Annotated in this window: 27 protein-coding genes; 13 read left to right on the forward strand and 14 right to left on the reverse strand. The window is 67.3% G+C overall.

Going from position 1 to position 24,787, the window contains the following annotated elements:
- Positions 1 to 22 precede the first annotated feature (22 nt).
- Positions 23 to 640, forward strand: a complete 618-nt coding sequence (locus AAFU51_04285) for a riboflavin synthase (protein ID MEO1570465.1) — start codon at positions 23 to 25, stop codon at positions 638 to 640.
- Here the strand turns inward: AAFU51_04285 and AAFU51_04290 are convergent.
- From AAFU51_04290 to AAFU51_04300, 3 genes are all read right to left on the reverse strand, one after another.
- Entirely contained in the window at positions 637 to 1,362 is a 726-nt protein-coding gene (locus AAFU51_04290; protein ID MEO1570466.1) for a DUF6503 family protein, read from the reverse strand. The genes AAFU51_04285 and AAFU51_04290 overlap by 4 nt on opposite strands.
- Positions 1,363 to 1,670: 308 nt before the next feature.
- Positions 1,671 to 2,903, reverse strand: a complete 1,233-nt coding sequence (locus AAFU51_04295) for an acetate kinase (GenBank protein ID MEO1570467.1) — start codon at positions 2,901 to 2,903, stop codon at positions 1,671 to 1,673.
- 148 nt (positions 2,904 to 3,051) lie between these two features.
- Entirely contained in the window at positions 3,052 to 3,522 is a 471-nt protein-coding gene (locus AAFU51_04300; GenBank protein ID MEO1570468.1) for an NUDIX pyrophosphatase, read from the reverse strand.
- A 76-nt stretch (positions 3,523 to 3,598) separates the two neighbouring features.
- Here AAFU51_04300 and AAFU51_04305 point away from each other — a divergent pair, with 76 nt between their 5' ends.
- Entirely contained in the window at positions 3,599 to 3,859 is a 261-nt protein-coding gene (locus AAFU51_04305) for a hypothetical protein (protein MEO1570469.1), read from the forward strand.
- Between the two features lie 10 nt (positions 3,860 to 3,869).
- Here the strand turns inward: AAFU51_04305 and AAFU51_04310 are convergent, their stop codons facing one another.
- Complete coding sequence (locus AAFU51_04310) at positions 3,870 to 4,613, reverse strand: helix-hairpin-helix domain-containing protein (GenBank protein MEO1570470.1); 744 nt, start codon at positions 4,611 to 4,613, stop codon at positions 3,870 to 3,872.
- Between the two features lie 174 nt (positions 4,614 to 4,787).
- On the opposite strand from AAFU51_04310, the gene recO reads away from it, so the two are divergent.
- The 3 genes from recO (at position 4,788) to AAFU51_04325 (ending at position 7,306) form a co-directional block, all read left to right on the forward strand.
- Positions 4,788 to 5,531 (forward strand): DNA repair protein RecO, encoded by a 744-nt coding sequence (recO, locus tag AAFU51_04315; GenBank protein ID MEO1570471.1) that lies wholly within the window; start codon positions 4,788 to 4,790, stop codon positions 5,529 to 5,531.
- Between the two features lie 138 nt (positions 5,532 to 5,669).
- Entirely contained in the window at positions 5,670 to 6,344 is a 675-nt protein-coding gene (locus AAFU51_04320; protein MEO1570472.1) for a YceI family protein, read from the forward strand.
- 290 nt (positions 6,345 to 6,634) lie between these two features.
- Complete coding sequence (locus tag AAFU51_04325; GenBank protein ID MEO1570473.1) at positions 6,635 to 7,306, forward strand: repressor LexA; 672 nt, start codon at positions 6,635 to 6,637, stop codon at positions 7,304 to 7,306.
- Positions 7,307 to 7,342: 36 nt separating this feature from the next.
- Here the strand turns inward: AAFU51_04325 and AAFU51_04330 are convergent, their stop codons facing one another.
- Both AAFU51_04330 and AAFU51_04335 read right to left on the reverse strand, forming a co-directional pair.
- Positions 7,343 to 8,806 carry a DASH family cryptochrome gene (locus AAFU51_04330; protein MEO1570474.1) on the reverse strand — a complete coding sequence of 488 codons (1,464 nt, stop codon included), beginning with the start codon at positions 8,804 to 8,806 and terminating at the stop codon, positions 7,343 to 7,345.
- Positions 8,807 to 8,892: 86 nt separating this feature from the next.
- A complete protein-coding gene (locus AAFU51_04335; protein ID MEO1570475.1) occupies positions 8,893 to 8,994 on the reverse strand; it encodes a hypothetical protein in 102 nt (33 codons plus the stop codon).
- A 191-nt stretch (positions 8,995 to 9,185) separates the two neighbouring features.
- On the opposite strand from AAFU51_04335, the gene AAFU51_04340 reads away from it, so the two are divergent.
- The 5 genes from AAFU51_04340 (at position 9,186) to AAFU51_04360 (ending at position 12,975) form a co-directional block, all read left to right on the forward strand.
- Positions 9,186 to 9,929 carry a phospholipase gene (locus AAFU51_04340; protein ID MEO1570476.1) on the forward strand — a complete coding sequence of 248 codons (744 nt, stop codon included), beginning with the start codon at positions 9,186 to 9,188 and terminating at the stop codon, positions 9,927 to 9,929.
- A gap of 165 nt (positions 9,930 to 10,094) precedes the next feature.
- Positions 10,095 to 10,610: a bifunctional pyr operon transcriptional regulator/uracil phosphoribosyltransferase PyrR gene (pyrR, locus tag AAFU51_04345; GenBank protein ID MEO1570477.1), complete on the forward strand. Its 516-nt coding sequence runs from the start codon at positions 10,095 to 10,097 to the stop codon at positions 10,608 to 10,610.
- 187 nt (positions 10,611 to 10,797) lie between these two features.
- The gene (locus AAFU51_04350) at positions 10,798 to 12,162 is read left to right on the forward strand and encodes an acyclic terpene utilization AtuA family protein (protein MEO1570478.1); all 1,365 of its coding nucleotides are present in this window, start codon (positions 10,798 to 10,800) and stop codon (positions 12,160 to 12,162) included.
- Positions 12,163 to 12,251: 89 nt separating this feature from the next.
- Entirely contained in the window at positions 12,252 to 12,560 is a 309-nt protein-coding gene (gene trxA, locus AAFU51_04355; GenBank protein MEO1570479.1) for a thioredoxin, read from the forward strand.
- Positions 12,561 to 12,624: 64 nt separating this feature from the next.
- On the forward strand, positions 12,625 to 12,975 hold the full coding sequence (locus tag AAFU51_04360) for a rhodanese-like domain-containing protein (protein MEO1570480.1): 351 nt from the start codon (positions 12,625 to 12,627) through the stop codon (positions 12,973 to 12,975).
- Here AAFU51_04360 and AAFU51_04365 read toward each other — a convergent pair.
- The 6 genes from AAFU51_04365 to dnaA all read right to left on the reverse strand — a co-directional run bounded on the left by AAFU51_04365 (position 12,972) and on the right by dnaA (position 20,565).
- Positions 12,972 to 14,606 carry a PA domain-containing protein gene (locus tag AAFU51_04365; protein ID MEO1570481.1) on the reverse strand — a complete coding sequence of 545 codons (1,635 nt, stop codon included), beginning with the start codon at positions 14,604 to 14,606 and terminating at the stop codon, positions 12,972 to 12,974. The genes AAFU51_04360 and AAFU51_04365 overlap by 4 nt on opposite strands.
- Before the next feature lie 21 nt (positions 14,607 to 14,627).
- Positions 14,628 to 16,265 (reverse strand): PA domain-containing protein, encoded by a 1,638-nt coding sequence (locus tag AAFU51_04370; protein ID MEO1570482.1) that lies wholly within the window; start codon positions 16,263 to 16,265, stop codon positions 14,628 to 14,630.
- Positions 16,266 to 16,393: 128 nt separating this feature from the next.
- Positions 16,394 to 17,215, reverse strand: coding sequence for a ZIP family metal transporter (locus tag AAFU51_04375; protein MEO1570483.1), 822 nt, complete (start codon positions 17,213 to 17,215; stop codon positions 16,394 to 16,396).
- Positions 17,216 to 17,355: 140 nt separating this feature from the next.
- Positions 17,356 to 17,553 carry a hypothetical protein gene (locus tag AAFU51_04380; GenBank protein ID MEO1570484.1) on the reverse strand — a complete coding sequence of 66 codons (198 nt, stop codon included), beginning with the start codon at positions 17,551 to 17,553 and terminating at the stop codon, positions 17,356 to 17,358.
- A gap of 144 nt (positions 17,554 to 17,697) precedes the next feature.
- Positions 17,698 to 18,828: a DNA polymerase III subunit beta gene (gene dnaN / locus AAFU51_04385; protein MEO1570485.1), complete on the reverse strand. Its 1,131-nt coding sequence runs from the start codon at positions 18,826 to 18,828 to the stop codon at positions 17,698 to 17,700.
- Positions 18,829 to 19,017: 189 nt separating this feature from the next.
- Complete coding sequence (dnaA, locus tag AAFU51_04390) at positions 19,018 to 20,565, reverse strand: chromosomal replication initiator protein DnaA (protein MEO1570486.1); 1,548 nt, start codon at positions 20,563 to 20,565, stop codon at positions 19,018 to 19,020.
- Between the two features lie 601 nt (positions 20,566 to 21,166).
- Between dnaA and AAFU51_04395 the strand changes: the two genes are divergently transcribed.
- The 3 genes from AAFU51_04395 (at position 21,167) to plsX (ending at position 23,129) form a co-directional block, all read left to right on the forward strand.
- Complete coding sequence (locus AAFU51_04395) at positions 21,167 to 21,697, forward strand: DUF177 domain-containing protein (GenBank protein ID MEO1570487.1); 531 nt, start codon at positions 21,167 to 21,169, stop codon at positions 21,695 to 21,697.
- Positions 21,698 to 21,738: 41 nt separating this feature from the next.
- On the forward strand, positions 21,739 to 21,933 hold the full coding sequence (gene rpmF, locus AAFU51_04400; protein ID MEO1570488.1) for a 50S ribosomal protein L32: 195 nt from the start codon (positions 21,739 to 21,741) through the stop codon (positions 21,931 to 21,933).
- 197 nt (positions 21,934 to 22,130) lie between these two features.
- The gene (gene plsX, locus AAFU51_04405; GenBank protein MEO1570489.1) at positions 22,131 to 23,129 is read left to right on the forward strand and encodes a phosphate acyltransferase PlsX; all 999 of its coding nucleotides are present in this window, start codon (positions 22,131 to 22,133) and stop codon (positions 23,127 to 23,129) included.
- Between the two features lie 38 nt (positions 23,130 to 23,167).
- Here the strand turns inward: plsX and AAFU51_04410 are convergent, their stop codons facing one another.
- Both AAFU51_04410 and AAFU51_04415 read right to left on the reverse strand, forming a co-directional pair.
- On the reverse strand, positions 23,168 to 23,914 hold the full coding sequence (locus tag AAFU51_04410) for a response regulator transcription factor (GenBank protein MEO1570490.1): 747 nt from the start codon (positions 23,912 to 23,914) through the stop codon (positions 23,168 to 23,170).
- Between the two features lie 108 nt (positions 23,915 to 24,022).
- The gene (locus tag AAFU51_04415) at positions 24,023 to 24,709 is read right to left on the reverse strand and encodes a trimeric intracellular cation channel family protein (GenBank protein MEO1570491.1); all 687 of its coding nucleotides are present in this window, start codon (positions 24,707 to 24,709) and stop codon (positions 24,023 to 24,025) included.
- Between the last annotated feature and the right edge of the window lie 78 nt (positions 24,710 to 24,787).

The following is a 24,787-nucleotide window of genomic DNA, read 5'->3' on the forward strand; positions in this document are numbered from 1 at the left end:
CCCCTTCAACTCCCCATCCCCGATGTTCACTGGCATCATCGAAGCCGTCGGCCGCGTGGCCCGCGTTCAGCCGCTCGAAGGTGGGCGGCGGTTCACCTTCGAGGCGCCCTTCGCCTCCGAACTCAAGATCGACCAGAGCATCGCGGTCAACGGCGCGTGCCTCACCGCGGTGGCGGTCACCGATGCGACGTTCGAAGTCGTCGCGGTGGAGGAGACGCTCGCGAAGACGAGCTTGGGCAACCTAGCAGAGGGCGACCCGGTCAACCTCGAACGCGCGATGCGCGCGGACGCCCGCCTCGACGGCCACTTCGTGCTCGGCCACGTCGATGCCACGGGCACGGTCCGGTCCATCGAGACGCTCGCAGACTCGTGGATGGTAACGATCGAGTTCGATACGCAATTTGCGCCCTACCTCATCCCCGTCGGCTCGGTCGCGCTCGACGGCATCTCGCTGACGGTCGCGCGCCTAGCCGATGATCACCTCACGGTCGCCATCATCCCCTACACGTGGGAGCACACGACGATGCACGCCTGGCAGCCCGGCCGCCGGATCAACCTGGAGTTCGACGTGCTCGGGAAGTACGTCGTCCGCGCGCTCGAAACGGGCCTGATCGACACGCTGCCGACGCTGGCTCGCTAGTCGAGCGGGACCACCGTCACGCTGTCGAGGATGACCTCGGAGACCAGTCGGAGGCCATCCGCGCCCACGAGCACGGCGTAGTCCTCTAGGGCTTCGATGCCATCGGCGGTGAAGTTGCGGTAGTCCTGCACGCGCACGCCGCCGATGGTGCGCGCACTGAATGCCTCGCGGAAACGGTGGCCGGTGTCGTTGGGGCCGTCTGCGTCGGGTGATAGCTCGTAGGTGTAGGCGAGGTAATCCATCGTCCGCGTTTCGGCGTGAAGCCAGTAGACATAGCGGTCCTGCCAGTCGCGCCCGCCGCCGTCCTGCGCGAACGCTACCTCGACGCGCTCGTATGTCTCGCCCGCGATCACGCCTTGGCCGAGGTAGCGCGGTGTCACGGCGGGGGCGTTGAGGGGAGCGGGGAGCAGCGCGAAGTACGCGACGGAGTTCACGGCGGTCGCGGCACGCCGGGCCTCACGGTCGTCCATCGAGACCGTGATACCGCCAACCTCACGGCGAAGCCCGTCGTTGTCGAGCACGTCGCGGACGGACCGTCCTGCCTCGTCGGTACGGGTGCGTTCGTACACGAAGCGTCCGCCGTCGCGGGTAAGCGTGAAAGGGGTGCCGCGAAAGACGAAGCGCATTCGCGCTCGGTCAAGTACGTCGCCGCCGTGCACCGCGATGGTGGTGTCGAGCAGCGCCCGCGCGAACGCGTCGCCCACCGGGGCTTCCTCGGCCATCAGCGCGAGGTCGTCCTGCGGGGAGACGATGGGCGCCTCGTCCGGTGTGGCGCATCCGGCGGGAAGCAGCGCGACGAAAACAACGACGGCGTACCAGCGTCGCCCACTAGTAAGGTCAGGTACTGCAATGCTAGAGCCTGAAGTATGCTTTCGGCATGGTCCGGCTCCCCCCGTTCTCGTTCCGCTCGAACTGTCCCCCTCACCCGTGAGGGGGACAGCTTGACCACCGTTCAGGTGCGTCAAGCGGGGGGAGCGCCGGGTCACGCTAGCTGCCAGTCGGTCTCGAAATCTGTGGAGCATCAGGCGGCCTACACGAACGGCGTCTGTTTCAGCGTCTCCGCGATCTTGCGCGCGTCGGTCGCGATCACGAACTCCTCGTCGGTAGGGATGACCCAGACTTGCACGGCGCTGTCGTCGGTCGAGATGCGGCGCTCCTCGCCGCGGAGGCCGTCGTTGCGCGAGGCGTCGATGCAGACGCCGAGGTGGTCGAGGTTCTTACAGATCTGCGCGCGGATCGAGGGGGCGTTCTCGCCGATGCCCGCCGTGAAGACGACCGCGTCCGCGCCGTTAAGGACGGCCATGTACATCCCGATGTAGCCCTTCACGCGCTGGCAGAACACGTTGATAGCCTGCTGGCAGCGCACGTCGCCGTCGGCGGCCTCGCGGATGAGGTCACGCATGTCGGCGGCGTAGCCGGAGAGCCCGAGCAGGCCGCTGTACTTGTTGAGCATCGTGTGGACCTCGGCGAGCGTCTTGTCCTCCTTCGCCACGAGGTCGAAGATAATCGACGGGTCGATGGTGCCGGAGCGCGTACCCATCACGAGCCCCGCGAGCGGCGTCATGCCCATCGACGTGTCGACGCTCTTGCCGTTGCGGATCGCGCAGAGCGACGCGCCGTTGCCGAGGTGGCAGGTGATGACGCGACTCTTCTGCTTGTCGAGGCCTGCGACTTTGTAGAGGCGGCGGCTGACGTAGTAGTGGCTCGTCCCGTGGAAGCCGTAGCGGCGGATCTTGTGGCGGCGGTAGAGCCGGTTCGGGATCGCGTAGAGGTAGGCCTCAGGCGGGAGCGTCTGGTGGAACGCCGTGTCGAAGACGGCCACGTGTGGCACGTCGGGGAAAGCGGCTTGCGCGGCACGGATGCCCTTGAGGTTGGCCGGGTTGTGCAGCGGCGCGAGGTCGAAGGCGTCCCGGATGGCCTCGATGACCTCGTCGTCGATGAGCACGGAGTCGGCGAAGTCCTCGCCGCCGTGGACGACGCGGTGGCCGACCGCTTCGATTGCCCCGGTCGCCTGCGCTTCGGGGAGCGTCAGCACCTCGCCGAGCACGAACTGAATCGCCGTGGTGTGGTCCGGCGCGTCGAGGCTCTTACGCTGCTTCCGGACACCGCCCGGCGCCGCGTCGTCGTCGAGTGCCCACGAGGCAATCGAGCTCACGGCCCCGATCCGCTCCACCACGCCGCCCACGATGGTCTGCCGCTCCGCGACGTTGACGAGGTCGAACTTGAGCGACGACGAGCCGCAGTTGAGGACGAGGACGAGCATCGGACGGAGTTGGAAGTGCGAAGGGGGAAGTGGGAGCGACACGGCTCATAGCTCTGTGCCTCGATCTCTCAATTCTGTCATCCCGGACTTGATCCGGGATCCCTACAATGCAGCAGCCGGGCACCGCGCCGGGTGCAGACCTGAACGGTCACGCCGGGACGTTCCAGTCGTCCAGCACCGCACCACGCCGCAACAGGTTGGCGCTCAGCAGGAGAAGGCGCTGCTGCTCGGGCCAGACGAGGCGCGCGGCGGCGTCTTCGGGAGCGAGCCAGGCGAAGGCATCGTGCTCCGTCCCGCTCGGATCGTTATCGAGAACCGGAGCGCGGTCTACCTCCGCCGCGAAGGCAGGGGCGATGGTGACGCGGTCGGCGTGCGCCTCGTAGAACGTGCTCACCGACGGCACCGTCCAGAGGCGACGCGGCACGAGGGCGGTCTCCTCGCGCAGCTCGCGGCGGGCCGTTGCGTGCGCGGCCTCGCCCGCCTCGATCTTGCCGCCGATCATGCGCCACTGTCCGGCATAGCGCGTGCCTGGAGCGCGGCGCAGCAGCAGAAACGCGGGACCGTCGCTCGTGAGGCGATAGGGGTAGACGTCCACGACACGGACGGCGAGGGTGGGCACAGGCAGCAGCGAAGAACCTCGGGAGTGGTCAGGCGTCTCTAGCGACGCATTTCTCCCAAACGCCGCCCGCCCGCTCATGGATTCGATCTATGTCATCATGCTGGTGACGCTCGTGGGCTTCTTCCTGCTGGCGTACATCCTGCTCTACCCGTTCTACAAGCTCATCAAGAACGAGCAGCGCCGCGAGGCCGACTGGACCGTCGACGCCATCGCCCGCCGTACCCGCCAGAGCCGCGCCGGGGGCGACGGGGCCGGAGGGACCGCCCCGTCGCCGGGCGCGCCGGATACGACCGCGCCGTATCCAGAGGAACCCCCCGTACCGCGTTCGCCTCGCTAGTCGTGCGGCGCTAGGTGCCGTCCGCGTTCGCTGCAATCGGGTCCTCGTCCTGCGCTTCGGCCTCTACCGTTCCGGCCTCTGCCGTATCGGCTTCGACGAACACGTAGGCTGCTAGCCGCTCGAACGTCTTCGGGCCGATGCCGCGCACGTGCACGAGGTCCTCGGTGCGCTGGAAGTCGCCGTGCTCGACGCGGTAGGTGATGATGCGCTCGGCCAGCGCCGGGCCGATGCCAGGGAGCCGGTCCAGGAGGCGCACGCTCGCGGTGTTGACGTTCATCCGCACCGGACCGGCGGCAGCGCGGGTACTCCGGGAACGAGGCGACGCAGCCTCAGCAACCGGCTCAGCAACCGGCGTTTCGCCAGCGTCGCGCACCGTGTCGGCGGACGCTCGGAGCCTTGCCACGATGGAGGCGGCGCTCGGCGGGGCTGCGACCGGCGCATGCCCTGCGGCACTCGAGAGAGCCGCGAAGGTCGCGTCGGTCTCGGCGTAGAAGGCGTCGTCGAAAGGGATTTGCTGAGCCTGCCATGCACGGACGCCAAGGCCGAGCACGAGCAGCCCGGCGAGCGTGAGGAGCGCCGTCGCCTCGGTGGTTGTGATCGCGAGGCGCTGCTGGAGGTCGTAGAGGCGGGTCGTCCAGACACCCCGGTCCGTCCAGGCGCTGTTGGCCCCGGTCTTGTTCGTCGAGGCTGTGTTCGCCCAAAAGCGGCGGGTGGTCCAGGCGGGACGCGAAAAGTGGGGCAGGAGTCGAGGCATCGGAGTACGGATCTGGTGAATCGGGCAACGACACGCTCCTAGACAGCGGGTTTTCCAGAGGCATAACCTTGCGTCTGTATTTCTGCACCCTAGCGCCCCATTGGGGGTCTTTTCGACGGGGCGAGCGTTGCAGAGCACTACGTTATTCTCCTCGCTCACCCATCGCCCTGCCTCGTGATCGTCCGCACCGACGCCGTTGTCCTCCGCACTCTCGACTATGGGGAGACGAGCCAGATCGTGGCGCTCTTCACGCGCGAACACGGCCTGCTGAGCGTGATCGCCAAAGGGTCGCGGCGGCCCAAGAGCCGCTTTGGCTCGACGCTGCAGCCGCTGGCCTATGTGCAGGCGGTCTACTACTTCCGCGAGGGGCGCGGCCTCCAGACGCTCAAGGAAACCGCCCACGTGCAGCGCTTCTCCACGCTGCCGCTCGACCTCGACCGGCTCACGCGCGGGATGCGGATGCTCGAACTCGTCCGCGCGCTCTTCGAGGAGGGCGAGCCCAACCCGGCGGTGTTCAACCTGCTCCTGCGCGGACTGCACTGGCTCGACACGGAGCCGCCGCGTCCGGCCAACGGCCTGTGCCACGTCCAGCTTCGCCTCGCAACCTTGCTTGGCTTCGCGCCCGACGTGCGCCGCGAGGATTTGGAGGCGCTGCCCGAGCACGGCGGTGTGCTCCGCCTCGACGACGGGAGCATCGCGCCGCCCGAGGCGGCGTCCAAGGCAGGCCTCCGGGCCAGCCGCGCCGCGCTGCGTGCCTTCGCCATCTTCGCCCGCACCGACCTCGGCACCTCGGCTCGGCTCGCCCTAGACGACGCCACGCGGGACGAGACGGAGCGGCTCGTGGACGCCTACCTCCGCACCCACGTCGGCGATGGCTACCCGACGCGCGTGCCCAAGGTGGCGCGACAGCTTTCGTAGTGCGCGTGCATGAAGAATGGCCAGCCAGCCCAATCGCAGGAACTTGCCTGTTGCAACGACTGGTAGGACAGGCTACTCACCGATGCGTTGGCCCAACGGCGACCCCGGTGTCCCATCCGGACCATTAGCTACAGACCCATGACCTTTCTGATTCGTCCCCTCTTCGCGGCGGCCCTTGTCCTGCTGATCAGCGCGTGCGGCAACGTCGGCGATGCCCCCGAAGCTGAAACCACCGCCGTCCCGGACTCCGACGCCACCGAGGCCTCCGCCTTCGTCGGCGACGCCTGGGCGCTCGATCTCGAAGCGACCACCGTCGCCTGGCGCGGCGCCAAGGTCACCGGCAGCCACGACGGCGGCTTCAACGAGGTCACCGGCAACCTCTACGTGGCCGACGGCACGCTCTCCGGCGTCGAGGTGAACATCGACACCCGCTCGATCTTCAGCGACAACGAGGACCTCACCGAGCACCTCAGCAGCGAGGACTTCTTCGCGGTCGAGGCTTACCCGGAGGCCGCGTTCATGGCTACGACCTTCACCGCGCTCGCCGAGGCGCCGGAGGACGCGCCCGAGGCAACCCACACGATCACCGGCACGCTCACCATGCGCGGCCAGACCAACGAGATCACCTTCCCCGCAACGGTGACCGTCTCCGACGAGCGCATCGTGGCCGACGCGGACTTCATCATCGACCGCACGCGCTGGGGCATCATCTACGAGGGGCGTCCCGACGACCTCATCCGCGACGAAGTGCGCCTGATGCTGCACGCCGAAGCAGCCAACCCATCGGCCTCCATGACGGCCTCGGCGGAATAAGCCAACAGAGCCAGCGTTGCACCGCGCTCGCCACGAATGCGCGTGCCCCGAGCGCTCTCGACCTCAGCGGCGCCACGCTTCCACCCGGAGGCGCGGCGCCGCGGCCTATGGGAGCCGGGTCCGCCTAAATCGTTCAAGTCGCTCGTCGGGGTTGACTTTGGCAACGGAGACTGGTTAATTCTTGGGTCCCTAGAGCATTATATCTCGGGGGTGTTAGGGAAAACCCCTAGTCTTTGTTCGATCAGATAGCGGCGAGGGAATCCGGGTACAGCGCGATGAGCAGGCGGCAGTTGACGCAGAAGCAGCATGCCTTCTTGGAGTACCTCGTGGACCATGTCGGCGTGCACCGGGTGTGGCCGACCTACCGCGAAATCGTAGGACATTTTGGTTACCGCTCGCCGAACTCGGTGACGCAAAACCTGCAGGCGCTCGCCAAGAAAGGGTTCCTGCGCCGCGACGACGCGGGCTACCAGCTCGCCGATCACCTCAAGGAAGGGCGTGGCATTCCGCTCGAAGGCCACATCGAAGAAGGAGAGATAGTCGCGACCGCCAAGGCGAAGCGGCTCGCTCTCGCGGATCTTGTGCCGGGTCTCGACGCGGCGCGCGCCTACGAAATTGGCGAGCAGCCCGTGGAGACCGAGACGCTCAGCGGAAGCACCCACGTGCTCCTCGGCGAGGGCGACGTCGAGCGTGGCGGGGTCGGTGTTGTGTTGCTCGACGGACGACTCGTCCTCCGGCGCGTCTATCCCTACCGGGAGGGGTGGCGTCTCGAAGCACTCAATGGCAAGGAGGTGACCAATCACGCCACACCCGAGGACGGCCCCGTTCGCGTACTCGGGCCTTATGCCGGTCATGCGGGCCCGTTCGGCCTCGTCTGTGCCCCCCTGGCGTTCATGCACCCGGAGGACGTGGTGACGAACTACGACGCGCAGCGGGACGGCGAGACCTGGTCGAGCACCTGAGCTGAAGGCGAGCCGAGACCGAGGGTGCTGTGCGCTTCAGCGTGTCTTCGCGCCATTTTTGCGTTGGTCCTGGCGGATCTGGTCGTAGGACGCCTCCAGGTCGATCATCGGCGCGGGGTAGTTGTCGTCGAGCTCGATGCCCGCCTTACGGAGAATGCCCTTCGGGAGGGTCCACGGCTTGTGCGCGTCGAAACCGCGGAGGTTGGCGAGTTCGGGGAGCCAGTGACGCACGTAGTCGCCGCGGCCATCGTAGCGGTCGCCTTGGCTGAGGATGTTGAAGTAGCGGTCGCGCGGGTCGGCTCCGACGCCGGCGTTGTAGGCCCAGTTGCCCCAGTTGCTCGTGACGTCGTAGTCGACGAGGCGGCTCTCGAAGTAGGAGGCGCCCCAGCGCCAGTCGAGGTTGAGGTTCTTCGTGAGGAAGCTCGCCACGTTCTGCCGGCCGCGGTTCGACATGAAGCCGGTGAGGTTGAGCTCGCGCATGTTGGCGTCGATGAACGGGAAGCCCGTCTCACCGTCGGCCCAGCGGTCGAAGGCATCGCGGTCGCGCTCCCAGTCGATGGCGGCACCGTCTGGGCCGCTGGCATGGAAGAGCGCGTCGCCGTGGAAGAAGCCGTAGAACCGGAAGTAGTCCCGCCAAATGAGTTCGAAGATGAGCCAGTAGGTGCTCTTGTTCGAGACCCGCTTCGCCTCGTAGGCGCCGACCTCGGCGTGGATGCGGCGCGGCGAGAGGCAGCCGTGCGCGAGCCAGGGCGAGAACTTCGACGAGTAGTCCGCGCCGAGCAGTCCGTTGCGCGTCTCCTTGTAGACCTTGAGGAGGTCCTGCTTCCAGAAATACTGGTCGAGGCGCGCGAGTCCCTCGGTTTCGCCGCCGCGCATCAGGATGGCGGTGCGCTCGTCTTGCTCGTAGGGCGTCAGGCCGAGGTCCGCCACCGAGGGGAAGGTCCCCGCATCGAGGCCTTCTGGTGGCGGCGGGAGCGTGTCGGGGGCGTCGTACGGAGCGCGGACGCTCGACCGCTTCTCGACCTTGCGGCGAAACGCGCTGAAGACCTGCGGGAGGTCCGTCGCCGCGTCCATCGGGAGGTCGTCGAGGTGGTAGAGCGTATGGCCCCAGAAGTAGGTCATGGGGATGCGCTCGGGCACGGCGCGGTCCACGGCGTTGGAGACGGCCATCTCCTCCGACATCGGCTCGTCGTGCGCGAAGACCGCCGAGACGTCGTGCTCGGCGACGAGCGTAGGGAGCACGTCCTCGGGCTTGCCGTGCCGGACGATCAACTCGCCGCCGCGGCTCCGCATCGAGGCGCGGAGGTCCGCGAGGCTCTCCAGTAGAAACCGCGCCCGCAGCGCGCCGGTCTTAGCAAAGCCCCAGCGCGTCTCGCCGAAGTGGCGCGGGTCGAAGCAGTAGACGGCGAGCAGCCGGTCAGCGCCCTCCAATGCAGCGACGAGCGCTTCGTGGTCGTGGAGGCGGAGGTCGTTGCGGAGCCAGATGAGGTGGGTCGTCACAGCGTGTTGGGGGCGGGATAGGCAGAAGTGGAAGGGCGTGGGGAAGCGGCGCGCGGCGTCACCGGGTCGCGTCGGGCCACGTGCCCTTATTCCGGTTGCGGCGGCAGCGCTCGGAGCAGTACTTCACCTCGTCCCACACGTCCGCCCACTTCTTGCGCCAGTCGAACGGGCGGCCGCAGACGGCGCACGTCTTCGAGGGGAGCGTGGACTTGGTGTAGCGAGGGGAGCCGGAGCGCTTCTTCGCCATCGGACGAAGCGGAGGGGGTGAGAACAGAAGGGCGAGATGGCTGCGAAAGAGGGAGCCATCTGAAGAGGTGCGCGTCTCCTACGTTCAGCCCCGGCGCGATGTTCGGACCTCCAGACCTGCGACCTTAGACCTGTGACGAAGCACACGCTCACCATTCCCCGCACAGCCCGCTACTACACGCTGCCGCCACCCGACGAGGGACCGGTCCGCGAGGTTTGGGTCGTCTGCCACGGCTATGGCCAGCTCGCGTCGCACTTCCTCCGCCACTTCCAGGCCATCGTTGCGCCGGGGCGCCTCATCGTTGCGCCGGGGCGCCTCATCGTTGCGCCGGAGGGGCTGTCGCGGTTCTACCTCGACGGTGCCGACGGGCAGGGCAACCACGGCACCTACCAGCGCATTGCGGCCTCGTGGATGACGCGCGACGACCGCGACGCCGAGATCGCCGACCAGGTGGCCTACCTCGACGCGGTCTTCGCCGAGGTCTGCGCGCGTCACGACGTTGATCCCAAAGCGGCGCGGCTCGTCGGCTTTGGCTTCTCGCAAGGTGCGGCGACCATCGGCCGCTGGCTCGACCGCAGCCCGCTCCTGGCCGAGCGCTCCCATCGTGCGCAGCGCTTCATTACCTGGGGCAACGTCCCGCCGCACGACCTCGATTGGCCCGAAGCGCGCGCCACCTGGCTCGACGCGGCAGACGTGCAGATCGTCGTCGGGGCCGAGGACCCGTTTCTGACGCCGGAGCACCTCGCCCAGGCGCAGGTCGTGCTCGACGGCATCGGAGTAGCCTACGAGGTCGTCTGCTTCGACGGCGGCCACCGTCTCCACGCGGAGACGCTGCGCGAGGTAGCGGGCGCCGTGGCGGATGGGGTGCGATCTTGACGTCGTCTCGCCTCCCCCCGTTTTAGGCGACAGTCGCTACGCTCCTGCGTCACCTAAAGCTGTCCCCCTCAGGCATGAGGGGGGCAGCTTGACCACCGCCCTGATGTCTTGTCAGGGGGCGCGTCAAGCGGGGGGAGCCAACCCAGCTTGATGCTTCCTCTCGCCATGACTGCCTCCGCTCGCACCGTCCTGCTCTCGTCGTCGCGCGTCCGCCGCACGCTCACGCGCCTCGCCTACGAGGTCATCGAGCGCAACCGCGGTGGCGATGTGCTCGTGTTCGGCATCCGAACGCGTGGGACGGCGCTCGCCCGTCGGCTCGGTGCCATCGTCGGTGAGGAGACAGGCACGGCCCCGCCCGTGTCGCACCTCGACGTGCAGGCGTTCCGCGACGACCACACCGGCGACGCCCCCACCGAGCTAGGCGGGCCGGACGTGACCGACTGCGACGTGGTGCTCGTGGACGACGTGCTCTTCACCGGCCGTACCGCCCGCGCGGCCATCGAGGCGGTCCTCGCACACGGGCGCCCGCGCTCGATCCAACTCGTCGTGCTCGTGGACCGTGGCCACCGGGAGTACCCGATCCAGCCCGACTTCGTAGGCGCGGTCATCCCGACCAAGCACACCGAGCGCGTGGTCGTGGAGGTCGAGGGCGACGAGGCACGCGTGTTCTTGGACGATTGACGCGTCCGGACGGCGAGCGACGCGGCGGACGGCGTAGCTTCGGAAGCCCTTCCGGTCATCGGCTTTTTGCGCAGCAGGCAGCATCAAGACCGATCCCCGTCACGTGGCGTGTGCGTGGTCGTGTTCCAACGCGCAATACGCAAACACCTCCTTTGCTTCTGAACCCCGCACAGGCACACCCTCTCCTATGTCCGACTCCGCTCCCCTCCGCATCGCTTCCGGGCAGGGCTTCTGGGGCGACCTCCAGCGTGCCCCCATCGACCAGGCGCGGCGCGGGCCGATCGACGTGCTCGTGATGGACTACCTCGCCGAGGTCACCATGTCCATCATGCAGAAGCAGAAGCTGCGCCGCCCCGAGATGGGCTACGCGCGCGATTTCGTGGAGGTCGTCACCGAACTACTGCCCGATATCCAGGCGAAGGGCTTCAAGATCATCTCCAACGCGGGCGGCGTGAACCCGACGGCCTGCCGCGACGCCATCGTGGCGGCGGCGCGCGAGCGGGGTCATACCGGACTCAAGGTGGCCGTCGTCATGGGCGATGACCTCATCGACCGGCTCGACGGCCTCCTTGCCGAGGGCATCGAACTCAAGCACATGGAAACGGGCCAGCCGCTCGCCGACGTGCGCGGTGCCGTCGTGAGCGCGAACGCCTACCTCGGGGCCGCGCCCATCGTGGAGGCGCTGCGCCAGGGCGCCGACGTGGTGGTGACGGGGCGAACGACCGACACCGGCCTCACGCTCGCACCGATGATCGACCGCTTCGGCTGGGCGATGGACGACTGGGACAAGATGGCGGCAGGCACCGTCGCCGGGCACATCCTCGAGTGCGGCGCACAGGCGTCGGGCGGCAACTTCACCGACTGGCAGACGGTCCCCAATCTGTACGACGTGGGCTTCCCTATCGTGGAGGCCGCGCCGGACGGGACGTTTGTGGTGACGAAGCACGAGAACACGGGTGGGCTCGTCTCGCGGCAGACGGTCGCGGAGCAGTTGCTCTACGAGATCGGCGACCCGACCGACTACATCACCCCCGACTGCGTCGCCGACTTTACCTCGATCCACCTCGATGACATCGGCCCGAACCGGGTGCGCGTCCACGGCATCCGCGGCACCGAGAACACGGCGTTCTACAAGGTCAGCGCCGCCTACGCCGATGGCTGGAAGGCGACGTCGACGCTCGTCTACTCCTGGCCCGACCCTGCCGCGAAGGCGCGCCACGCGGCCCACATCCTGAAAAAGCGCCTCGACGCCCTCGGGTTGCACTTCGACGAGGTGCGCGCTGAACTCATCGGTGCGCACGCCCTCACGGAAACGTCCGACGCCGCGCCCGTCGACTTGGACGAGGTAATGCTGCGCGTATCCGTCCGCAGCCCCGACCGCGAGGCTGTGGCGCAGTTTGGCCGCGAGATCGCCCCGCTCATCCTCACCGGCCCGAGCGGCGTGACGGGCTTCGCCGGAGGCCGTCCCAAGCCGAGCGAGGTGATCGCCTACTGGCCTGCGCTCATCCCGAAGACGGCCGTGACGCCCCAGGTCGAGGTGGTGATGGTGTAATGGCGAGTGCGGCGGTGATGCCATCGGGCGGTGGATCAGTGGGTGCGCTCGTGTCGTTTCGTGAGCCCACGGATCAATCGCTTGCTGCCATGGCCGACTTCCAGACTGCAGTCCTCGCCAAGAGCTACGAGAAGCCCGTCGTGGTCGATTTCTGGGCCCCGTGGTGCGGGCCGTGCCGTGTGCTCGGGCCGACTATTGAGCGGCTCGCCCGCGAGAGCGACGGCGCGTGGCGGCTCGTCAAGATCAACGTGGACGCGCACCCGGCGCTCGCCCGGCAGTACGAGGTACGCGGCATCCCCGCCGTGAAGCTCTTTCGCCACGGCACTGTCGCGGCCGAGTTCACCGGCGCGCTGCCCGAGCCGGGGCTTCGCCGCTGGCTCGACGAGCACCTTGCGTAGGGTGAAACCAGCAAACGCTGGCACCTTCACGCGTCGAACCCCTCCCCACCTGCATACCCCAGAAATGGGTCTCTTCGATCTCTTCAAGCGCGGCCCCGTGCTGCCGTCGCTCTCCGCCGCCGACTTCCTTGCGCAGCGTGCCCCCGAGGCGCCCGTGCTCGACGTGCGAACGTCCGCCGAGTTTGCCCAGGGTCACCTGGAAGAGGCGCGCAACGTCAACGTGCTCGCGGGCGACTTCGACGCGCAGGTGGAGGCGCTCGGGTTGGACCGGGACACGCCGGTCTATCTCTACTGCCGCTCGGGGCACCGCAGCAGCAAGGCGCAGCGCCGCCTCGCCAAGCTAGGGTTCGCGCAGCCGGTGAACGTGGGCAGCCTCGGCGCACTCAAGCAGGCCGGGGCGAAGACTGTTCGTTAGCGCACGACGGTGACGCGCTCGGTGAGCGTGGCGCTCGGCGTGGCGAGGCGCACCACGTAGACGCCACTCGGCAGACCCGCCGCGTCCAGCGTGACGCGGTGCTCGCCTACCACACGGAAGCCGTCGGCGAGCGTCGCCACGCGCCGCCCAAGCAGGTCGAACACCTCCACGCGAACCTGCTCAGCGGTGGGCAGCGTGAAGCCGACCGTCGCGGTCGTCGACACAGGATTGGGGTAGACCGACGCCAGCGCGTACGTGCCCGCCTGCGTCTCGTCTTCGGCAGCCACGGCGAAGAGCGCCCGCGCGGCCTCGGCATTGGCGAACAACTCCGCCTCGGTCAGCCCCGGCACGAGCGCGAAGGCCTGCACCACCGGCGTGCCGTCGGCGGACAGCGTGTACGGCCCCTGCCCCAGCACTACCGCGCGCTCGCCCTCGTCCTCGGCAGGCGGCACGAAGCCGGTCAGCGCGGCGAACATGTCCGCGTCGGTGCCGCCGGAGTCGGTGGTGTAGCCGGAGAGCTGGGCGCCGGGGTAGGCAGGCGTGAGGATGGGCATGACACCGTAGAACTGGGCGCGTTCGTCGTCGAAGACGTAGGCGAGGCCGAGGCCGAGGTCGGGGTCGAAGGCGGCGAAGTCGTTGGTCGAGGTGTCGTCGTTGTCGTCCACGATGTCCCAGTCGGCGAAGAGGCCGAGGTAGACATCGGTGAGGTCGGCGGCGGTCTCGTTGGCGGCGGCGAGTTGGAGGAAGATGAAGGGATCGCCGGTGCGGGCGCGGGCAGTGAGGGTGACGAGGACGCCGAGGTCGGGGGAGCGGAAGACTGCCTGGAAGGCTTGGTCGAACGCGTCGTCGTCAATGGTGATAACGGTGTCATCCCGCACGTACTCAGACGTGAAGTCGTAGGGACTGCCAGCTACGTCGCCGTTTATGCCGACGAGCGCCATGCTGGTAAATAGCGGAGCAAAGCCGCTGTAGAAGAATGGGGCGCCTGTGCCTTCAGGGATATTTGAACTTTCATTCCCAATCCTGCCATCGTCGTGGATGCCAAGCTGGACTACACCGGTGTCGATTTCGCCATAGCTCTGCTCATCGGGAAAGTCTGCCGTGATCGTGGCGGTCTCACCGAATTCAGGCCCGGGGATAATCGACTTGTAGTCGCGGCGGCTGAGGAACACGCCCGGGACCGAGCACACATCGGGCTCGCAGTCGCCGCCCATGTTCACGAGGGTCTCGTCCTCCTGCCCGTCGCGCGTGTCCTGGTAGACGATGTAGGCGACAGCCCCCGCATTGGCCGCGTTCTCGGCTTTCGTCACAAAGGCGCAGGTGCCGCGACTAATGAGCGCGATGTTGCCCGCGACGTCGTCTGGGTTGAGGAAGGGCGAGCAGCCGTCGATCGCGGTTCCGTCTCCATCGGGACCATCTCCTTCGGCGTCGATGGCCTGAATAAGCTCGTAGGGGCCGAAGGGCACCTCGTCTTCGAACTGCACGCCGTAGTTCTGCGTGGCGAACACGGCGTACTCGCTGCTAGCATACTCCAGAATGGCATTGGTCTCGCCCACGACTTGCGCGAAGGTGGTACTCGGCCAGAGCGCCGCAACAAGTAGGAAGAGGCTGAGGCGTGGCAAAGGTCTCATAGCGAAACGGTGAGGTTGTCGTTAGTGCAAAACGGTGACGCGCTCGGTGAGCGTGGCGCTCGGCGTGCTGAGTCGTACTACGTAGACGCCGCTCGGCAGCCCTGCCGCGTCCAGCGTGACGCGGTGCTCGCCTACCGCACGGAAGCCGTCCGCGAGCGTCGCCACGCGCCGCCCGAGCAGGTCGAACACCTCCACGCGAGCCTGCTCAGCGGTGGGCAGCGTGAAGCCGACCGTCGCCGTTGTCGACACAGGGTTGGGGTAGACCGACGCGAGCGCGTACGTGCCGGCCTGCGTGTCCTCCTCGGCCGCCACGGCGAAGAGCGCCCGCGCGGCCTCGGCATTGGCGAACAGCTCCGCCTCGTTCAGCCCCGGCACGAGCGCGAAGGCCTGCACCACCGGCGTGCCGTCGGCGAGCAGCGTGTACGGCCCCTGCCCCACGACCACGGCACGCTCGCCCTCGTCTTCGGCAGGCGGCACGAAGCCGGTCAGTGCGGCGAACATGTCCTCGTCGGTGCCGCCGGAGTCGGTGGTGTAGCCGGAGAGCTGGGCGCTGGGGTAGGCAGGCGTGAGGATGGGCATGACGCCGTAGAACTGGGCGCGGGTGGCGTCGAAGACGTAGGCGAGGCCGAGGTCGGGGGCGAAGGCGGCGAAGTCGTTGGTGGAGGTGTCGTCGGGGTCTAGGTCTCGATCAAGAATGTCCCAGTCGGCGAAGAGGCCGAGGTAGACATCGGTGAGGTCGGCGGCGGTCTCGTTGGCGGCGGCGAGTTGGAGGAAGATGAAGGGGTCGCCGGTGCGGGCGCGGGCGGTGAGGGTGACGAGGACGCCGAGGTCGGGGGAGCGGAAGGCGGTCTGGAGCGCCTCGTCGAAGGTGTCGTCTGCGATGGGAGTGACGGAGCCAGCACGACTAGCACGCACGTATTCGGATTTGCCTCTGTAGGGACTCCCGACGACGTTGCCTTCGAGGCCAACGAGCGTGGTGGCTACGAAAAGCGGGGAGAATCCGCCGTAGACGAAGCCATACGACGAGAACTCACCACCAACAAATCTGGCCGCACCTCCGATAAAGCCGTCATCGTAGATCCCGAGTTGTACCACCTCGGTGTCGATGAAGCCAAACGATGGCTCGTCGGGAAAGTCAACCGTAATTGTGGCGATTTCAGCGAGGCCAGGTTCTGAGACGACTGCCTTGTAGTCGCGGCGGCTCAGGAACACGCCCGGCACTGAGCACACGTCGGGCTCGCAATCGCCGCCCATGTTCACCAGCGTCTCGCCCTCCTGGCCTTCGCGCTCGTCCATGTAGACGATGTAGGCGACGGCGCCTGCGTTGGCGGCGTTCTCGGCCTTCTCGACGAAGGGGCAACTGCCCCGGCTGATGAGCACGATCTTGCCCGCGACGTCGTCCGGGTTGAGGAAGGGCGAGCAGCCGTCGATCGCTGTTCCGTCTCCATCGGGACCATCTCCTTCGGCGTCGATGGCCTGGATCACGGAGTAGGGGCCAAAAGGAATCTCATCTTCGAACTGCGCGCCGTAGTTCGGCGTGGCGAACACGGCGTACTGGACGCCAGCATACTCAAGAATGGCATTGGTCTCGCCCACGACCTGCGCGAGCACGGGGCCCGGCAGCAGCAGAAACGCGAGCGGGACGAGGCGGCGCAGCATGGCTCAACAGGGCTGGAGGGACGACAGCAACACCTACAGGATAGTCGCCAAGCCGAGTCTGATCCAAACGCCCCCGTTCCAGTCGCCCGGTCGCACGGCTCGCAACCCAGCGCGAAGACCTAGCTCACTCAGTGCGCGTGGCTCAGGCCGAGCGCCTCCTCGGCGAGCAGCGGCAGCACCATCAGTGCGATGCCGAGCAGGATCATCGCGAACTGCCACACCGACTTGATCGCGGGGTGGCTGTGGTGGTGCAACTCCGGGATGAGGTCGCTCCCGGCGATGTAGAGGAACGACCCCGCCGTGATGGGCAGCAGGTAGGCCCCGAACGCCTCCACGCGCGCGCCGATCACGAGCGCGATCACGGCCCCGATCACGCCGATGAGCCCCGAGGCAAAGTTGAGCGCCAGCGCCCGCCGCCGCGACATGCCGCCGTAGACCAGCACCCCGAAGTCGCCGATCTCCTGCGGCAGCTCATGCAGCAGCACGGCAATGGTCGTGACGATCCCGGCGGGGATCGAGACGAGGTAGGCCGCCGCGATCACCATCCCGTCGATGAGGTTGTGCGCGGCGTCGCCGACGAGGTTCATCAGCGCGAAGGGCTTCACGGGTGCGGGCACTTCGTGGGCGTGGTCCTCGTCGGCGACGCAGGCGGCGGCGTGGCTCGTCATGCCGTGGTCGTGCTGCCAGTGGAGAAACTTCTCCAGCACAAAGAAGGCCATCATGCCTGCAAGCACGAGACCGCCGACGAGCCGCCCGTCGCCGAGTTGGTGGTAGGCCTCGGGGATGAGGTGCAGGACGGCGCTGCCGAGCATCGCGCCGACGGCCAGCGCGACGAGCAGAAACACCATGCGCTCCAGCCGCACCGCACGCCACGACAGCGTCACCAGCCCCACGAGCGACACGAGGCTGACCAGCAGCACGCTGCCGACCGCAGCGATCCAGGGCGACATGAGACGAGGGACTTCGGCGAAGAGGACGAGCCAGTCAAGCTACGCGCAGGCGAGCGGGCGCCTGCGTGAACATCGGGCGCGATGCGGGCCGCTCGCCCTCAGGAACGCACTGCGATCGCAGGGCCTGCGGTCGCAGGGCCTCAGGTCTCGTCCGTCGATGAGCGGTAGCCTTTGCCTTCGGCCTCGGCCTGCTTCACCTGCTCCTCGTCGAGGTGGACCACCGGCTTCTCGACGCCGAGCGAGCCCGTGTCGTGGACGACGTTGAGGGCGGGCTGGGTCGGATCGACGGGGATCGGAGTAGCGGCGGACGGGGGGACGGACGGGCGTTCCTTCGACATGTCAGTGCAGACGTGCTAGTGAGACAGGACAGTTCCTACGCCGTCAGCGGTGTGGCGTTCGTCGCTGCGGCGAAACCAGCATGCACGAAGGGCCGCCTACCCTGCGGTAGACGGCCCTGTACGTCGAGAGAGAGGCGCGGGCGCTCAGGCGTAGGTGTTGAGCATCACCGGCATGATGAGCATCAGCATGTCCTCGCCCTCGCCCTGGTCCACGGGCATGACCACGCCCGCGCGGTTGGGCGACGAGAAGGCGAACTGCACGTCCTCGCCGTCGAGGTTGGACAGCACCTCGCCGAGGTAGAGCGAGTTGAAGCCGATCTCCATCGGGTCGCTGTCGTACTCGCAGAGCACGCGCTCCTTCGCCTCGGAGGCGCGCTCGATGTCCTCGGCCGAGATGGTCATCTCGTTGGCCTTGAGCGAGAGCCGGATCTGGTGCGTCATCGACGACGAGTAGAGCGCGACGCGCTTGACGGCCTGCAGCATCGCCTCGCGGCTGACCGTGAGCATGCGGTCGTTGTCCATCGGGATGACAGCCTCGTAGTTGGGGTACGCCTCGTCGATCATGCGGCCGATGACCTTAGTCTGGCCGAAGTCGAAGCTGACGAAGCCGCCGCCTGCGCGGATGGTGCAGGCCCCGTCGCCCGCCGCCTTGCCCGCGAGGCTGAGGGCCTTCTCCGGGACGACGAAGTCGGCGGCGCTGTCGCTCGTGAGCGTACTCAGCGTGAGGCGCACGAGCCGGTGCCCATCGGTGGCGACCACGCGTGTATTCTCGGGGTGCACCTGGAAGTAGACCCCCATCATCGCCGGGCGGAGCGCGTCCTTGCTCACCGCGAAGCCCGTCTTGTCGATGGCGCGCTTGACGAGGGCCGCGTTGGCTTCGATGGCTTGCTCGGCGTCAAGCTGCGGCAGTGCGGGGTAGTCGGCCCCGTCGTAGCCTACCATCTTGTAGCGGCCTTGGTCGGTCGTGAGTTCGACGTTGAACTCGCCGTCCGCGTGGAACGTGACGGGGAGGTCGGGGAGCGCGCGGAGCGTGTCGAGGAGCCGCTTCGCCGGGACTGCGATGCGCCCGCCGCCGTCGGTGCCGTTCGACTCGAAGGCCACCGAGAGGCGTTGCACGATCGAGATCTCGAGGTCGGTGGCGCTCAACACGAGGTGGTCGCCGTCGCGTTCGAAGAGCGCGCACTCGAGGATGGGCAGGGTGCTCTTGGTCGGGACGGCCCCGTTGACGCTCGTGAGCGCCTGCTGGAGGTCCCGGCTGGAAACCGAGAATTTCATGGCGGTTGGGGGCAGAAAGCGGCTGAGTGTAAAGTCGGACCCGAAGTATACGGCGCAGCCCGCAGAAGTTGCCAGAGTATAGGTTGCAGCGCGGCGGTTCTGCGGTGAGTAACGCCTAGGACGTTTGGGCGAGGATCAGTGCAGCGGACAGGGTCACCGCACACCGCAACACGGCGTCACCGGCCTACGCTAGCGCGTGTGCAGTTCCAGCTTGCCGCGCAGGTCGGAGATCATCTCGCGGAAGCGCGGGTCGGTCTCGATCTGGTCCTCGACGCTGTTGATCGCGTGGATTACGGTCGAGTGGTCGCGGCCGCCGAACTGCAGGCCGATCGACTTGAGCGACTGCTCGGTGAACTGCTTGGCGAAGTACATCGCCACCTGGCGTGCGCGGACGACCTCGCGCTTGCGGGTGCGGGCGCGGACGAGGTCCTCGGGGATCTCGAAGAACTCGCAGGTGATCCGCTGGATCTCCTCGACGTTGAGCGTGATCCGAATGTCCTTGATGAGGTCCTTCAGGACTTCGCGGGCGAGCGGGAGGTCGATCTCGCGGTCGTGCAGCGCGGCGTGGGCGAGGAGCCGGATCAGCGAGCCTTCGAGCTCACGGATGTTGCTCTTCACGTTCGTCGCGATGTAGTCGATCACCTCGGGCGCGACGCGGATGCCGTCGTCTTCGGCCTTGCGGCGGAGGATCGCGGTGCGCGTCTCTAGTTCGGGCAGCTGCACGTCGGCGGCGAGGCCCCACGAGAAGCGCGAGAGCAGCCGCTCCTCGATGCCCACGATGTCCTTCGGCGCACGGTCCGACGAGAGCACGATCTGCTTGCCCGCCTGGTGCAGCGCGTTGAAGATGTGGAAGAATTCCTCCTGCGTCTTCTCCTTGCCGCTGAAGAACTGCACGTCGTCCACGATCAGGACGTCGATTTGGCGGTAGAAATTCGAGAAGTCGCTCGCGTTGTTGTCCTTGATCGCCTGGACGAACTGGTTGGTGAACTGCTCGCTGGAGACGTAGAGCACCGTGTCGGCGTGGCCGTGCAGCTTGGCGTGGTTGCCGATGGCCTGGATGAGGTGCGTCTTGCCGAGGCCAACGCCACCGTAGATGAGGAACGGGTTGAACGACGTCGCGCCCGGCTGCTGGGCGATGGCCCACGCGGCACTGCGCGCGAGGCGGTTGCAGTCGCCCTCGATGAAGCGCTCGAAGGTGTAGCCGGGGTTCAGATTGGGGTCGACCTGCGGCTTGCGGATGCCGGGGATGACGAACGGGTTCGTCGGAGAGGCAGGCTGGTGGTAGGGCGGCACCGGCTCGCGCGGCGGGGTGCCTGGGTACCCGGGCCTGCTCGGCGGAGCGACGCCCGGCACGCCTGCGTTTGGCGGGGGCGCCGGGGCACCACCTGGCCGCGCCGGGAGCTGCACCGTCGTGCCAGCGCTGTCGCCGCCTCGTTCGCGCGGGGTCGCGGTACCCGGCGCTTGCGGCGACTCGATGAGGATATCGTAGTAGAGTCGTCCGTTAGGTCCGAGGACCTTCGTAACGGTCTTACGAAGCAGCGCGAAGTAGTGCTCCTCGATCCACTCGTAGTAGAACCGACTCGGCAGCTGGACGGTCAGCTTGCGGAGGCCTTCCTCTTCAGTGAGACTCACCGCTTTGAGCGGCGCAAACCAGGTCCGGAAGCTCTGTCGGCTGATGTTGTCCCGGATGATTTCCAGGCAGCGGCTCCAGGCGTCGTGCGGCGAGTCAGGGTGCATTGATGAAGTGGCGGTACTCGGCGTGCGGGGCGGCTTCCCGCGAGGCGCCGCGCAGGGGCGCCGAGACGAAGAGGTGGGTTTGGTGGTAGTCGTAGAAGTTATCAGCCCCGCCCAATACTCGCAACCGGCTGGAGACGAGATGGCAGGGTTATCCACGACGAAGCTGACTGTTGGCGCGTGCTGGACCGGCAAATTCCGCTACGGGGGACGCGTTTTCCACATTTTATCCACGAAAATATACGATTATTCAAGCATATATAGATTAACACTTTGGGCCATTAAGTGAAGATTCTTTTGAGCACGCGCTTCGATGGGCTGTGGAGGCGCACGGGAATTCATTCCCAGGCGCTCGTGCTATCCACACCTTGTGCACACATGCGGGGCAACATCAGCGAGGACCTGGAAGTAGGTAGCCGGGTACCTCCCTGCCTCCAGCGCGGCCCCCTCGTGCGGAGAATTGAAGGAGAGGTTGGTCCCTTTCGCTAGCTTCTTTATTTTTCCCTTCTGTCCCTCTGGCACACTCCCGTGCTGCAAGCACCCAACGTGCCGCATCACGGGGCACGAAGCCTCCTGGGGACTCCTGTACTTTCTCGACTGTCCCATGCTCTTGATCGACACGGCCGCGCTCCAGCCTGGTACGCACACGATCGACCTGCACCCGGTCCCCGCCGACCTCGACCTAGACGCGCAGGCGTTCAGCGACATCGCTGTTCGCGCGCAGCTTGACTACCACGACCTCGACCCGCGGAGTCGGCGGCTGTACTTGCGCTACACGGTCGACGCTGTAGCCCATCTGGTCTGCGACCGTACCCTGGTCCCGTTCGACGAGCCGGTCAGCGGCGAGCACACGCTCCTGTTCGTCCCACCCGGGTCGCCTCTCATGGCCGACGACGAGGACGTACGCGAACTGCCGGACGACCGGGCTCCCGTAGACATCGCCGATGCCGTCGGCGAGACGCTGACGCTGGCGCTCCCGATGCGCCGTGTCGCGCCCGAAGCCCGCGATCAGGAGATCACGACCACGTTCGGAGCGCTCACCACACCCGAAGGCGCTCCCATCGATGCGCGGTGGGAGGCTCTCCTCGGTCTCGCCGATGCTAGCAGCACCCAGGACGAACCAGTCCGCGACTGAGCGCCTCCCCCGACTTTACATCCAGCCCAGCCCCCAGACCCATGGCCAACCCGAAGCGCCGCCACTCGAAGGCCCGCACCCGCACCCGCCGCGCCCAGTACAAGGTTCGCTCGCTGCCTGTCGTGCAGGAGTGCCCCAGCTGCGGCAGCCCGCACAAGCGCCACCGCGCCTGCCCGTCCTGCGGCTACTACCGCGGCCGCCAGGTCGTCGCGGTGAAAGAGGACGTCAACTACTAGACCTCTAGCCGGGTCTCCTCCCGCTTTTCCGCGCCGCTCGGCCACGTGCCGGGCGGCGCGTTGCTGTGCGGCCGGGATCTGGACGCCGGTCACGCAGTCCCCTCAGCGGAGGTCGTGTGCGCCTGGGATCGTATGCGGAGCCCTCCCCGTATATTTTTGTCCCGTCTCCCATTCCTTTCTCCCAGCCGTTGCCTCTCATGCCGATCACTGTTGCCGTCGATGCTGTGGGGGGCGATCACGCCCCGAAGGTGGTGGTCGAAGGAGCCGTGGAGGCCACGCGCTCGGGCGACATTGCCGTGGCGCTCGTCGGGCCCGAGCCGGTCGTCCGCGCCCACCTCGGCGAGATTGACCACGAGGGCCTGCCGATCCAGGTCGTCCATGCGCCCGAGGTGATCGGCATGGACGAGTCGCCCACGACGGCGATCAAGACCAAGCGGCAGTCGTCCATCCACATCGGGCTCGGGATGCACAAGCAGGGGCACGCCGACGCCTTCATCTCGGCGGGCAACACCGGCGCGGTGATGGCCGGCGCGCTGTTCATCGTTGGCCGCTTGCCTGGTGTGAGCCGAGCGCCGCTGCCGGGCTACTTCCCGACCGTCACCGGCGTCACGCTCGTTCTCGACGTGGGCGCCAACGTGGACTGCCGCCCTGAGCACCTCGTCCAGTTCGCTCACATGGGCCGCGTCTTCGTCGAAAAGGTGATGGGCAAGGACGACCCCAGCGTCGGGCTCGTGAACGTCGGCGAAGAGCCGGGCAAGGGCAACGACCTCGCCAAGGCGACGTATCCGCTCCTGCAAGACGCCGCGCTCAACTTCATCGGCAACATCGAGGGACGCGACGTGCTCGCCCACGGCGCCGACGTAGTCGTATGCGACGGCTTCCTCGGCAACGTGATGCTGAAGCTCGGCGAGAGCTTCTCGACCGTGCTTCCGCAGATGGTCAAGCGCGAGATCGGCAAGCAGCAACTCGGAACCGAGGACCAGATCACGATCGCCAAGGTGCTGCGCGGGGTCACGGAGCCGTTCAACTACGAAAACTTCGGCGGCGCGCCGCTCCTCGGCACCGACGGGACGGTGATGATCGGGCACGGCAGCTCGTCGGCCCGCGCGATCACGCAGCTTATCCGGCAGGCCGCGAAGATGGTGCGCACCGGCGTCCGCGAGGCCATCGCCGAGACATTCGCTGAGGCCAGCTAGCAGGCGGCGTACCTCAGGCGGCATCGCCTCCGTCCTCGCTACATCTCCTCGCGGAGCTTGTAGCCGACGCCCTTGACCGTCTCGATGTAGTCGCTGCCGATCTTCTCGCGCACCTTGCGGACGTGCACGTCCACGGTGCGGTCCACCACGTAGACATTCGGCCCCCAGACACCGTCGAGAAGCTCTTCGCGCGAGAACACGCGGCCGGGGTGCGCAGCGAGGAAGTAGAGCAACTCGAACTCCTTGCGCGGCATCCGAAACGTCTCCTCGCCGTCGAGGCCTTCGTGGCGCGTGACCACGTAGCGGCTCCGGTCGATGTGGAGGTCGTGCACGCGGAGCTGTGTCGTGGAGGCCGTCTCTTCGCGCTCGCCGCGGCGCAGGAGCGCGCGGATGCGGCTGAGGAGCAGGCGCGGGGAGATCGGCTTGGCGAGGTAGTCGTCGGCCCCGGCTTCGAGGCCCTTGATCTCGTCCGATTCCTCGCCGCGCGCGGTCAGCATCAGAATCGGTGTGAGGCGCAGCTTGGCGTTCTCGCGTAGCCGTCGGCAGACCTCGATGCCGGTCATGTTGGGCATCATGACATCGAGCACGACCAGGTCAGGATCATGGGTCTCGGCGTGCTCCAGCGCCGTCTCGCCGTCGCGAGCGGTGACGACCTCGTAGCCCTCCTTTTCGAGGTTGTAGCTGACGAGGTCCAGGAGGTCCTGCTCGTCGTCGACGAGGAGGATGGTTTGCGGCGGCGTGGGGGTAGACGCGGCAGCGCTCATGGTCGGGTCGGAGGACGACATGGGGCAATCCAGAAAAGCTAGGCCGTACAGGGAGGGCGAAGATTACGCCCGTGTTAACGCGTTGTCCGGGATCGCACGAATGGGCGGGCGCGCGAAGGCGTCAGCGCCTCAAGCGTCGTGCTCAGACAATGGTTGCTCAGACAATGGTTGCTCGGGCGAGGGCGCGTTCCCCGGATCGCTACGTCGCGGGCCGATGTGGAGGCGCGGCAGCTGGAGGTCGAGCGTCATCGCCAGGATGCGGAGGCCCGAGGTCACGACAGCCGCTGCGGCAAGCGCCGCGTTGGGCGAGAGCCCTGCGGCCAGCGCGAGTGCGTAGACAGCCCCGCCGAGGAGCGCCGCCGTCGCATAGAAGTCGTTGCGCACGACCGCGGGCACCTCGCGGACGAGCACGTCGCGGATCACGCCGCCGCCCGTCGCGGTGAGCGCCGCCATCATCATCACGCCGAAGGGACCCAGCCCAAAGAGCGTCGCCTTGGCCGCGCCCATCGCGGCAAACACGCCCAGCCCGATCGCATCGGCATAGCGCACCAGGTCCCACTGCGCCTGCACGCGTGAGGCGGCCAGCATCACGAGCATGGCTCCGGCGATGCAGACGAGGAGGTAGGCCTCGTCTTGCAGCGCAGCGGCGGGCGTGGCGCCGAGCAGCGCGTCGCGGATAAGCCCGCCGCCGATGCCCGTTGCGGTGGCGAGGACCAGCACGCCGAGAAGGTCGAGGCGATGCCGCGCCGCCCGGAGTGCGCCGGACATCGCGAACACGAGCGTCCCGGCGAGGTCGAGCGCGAAGAGCACCGTCATGCGAAGAGCACCGTCATGCGAAGAGCACCGTCATGCGAAGAGCACCGTCATGCGAAGAGCACCGTCATGCGAAGAGCA

This window comes from Bacteroidota bacterium, assembly GCA_039821555.1.
In the GTDB taxonomy this organism is placed as follows: domain Bacteria; phylum Bacteroidota; class Rhodothermia; order Rhodothermales; family Rubricoccaceae; genus JBCBEX01.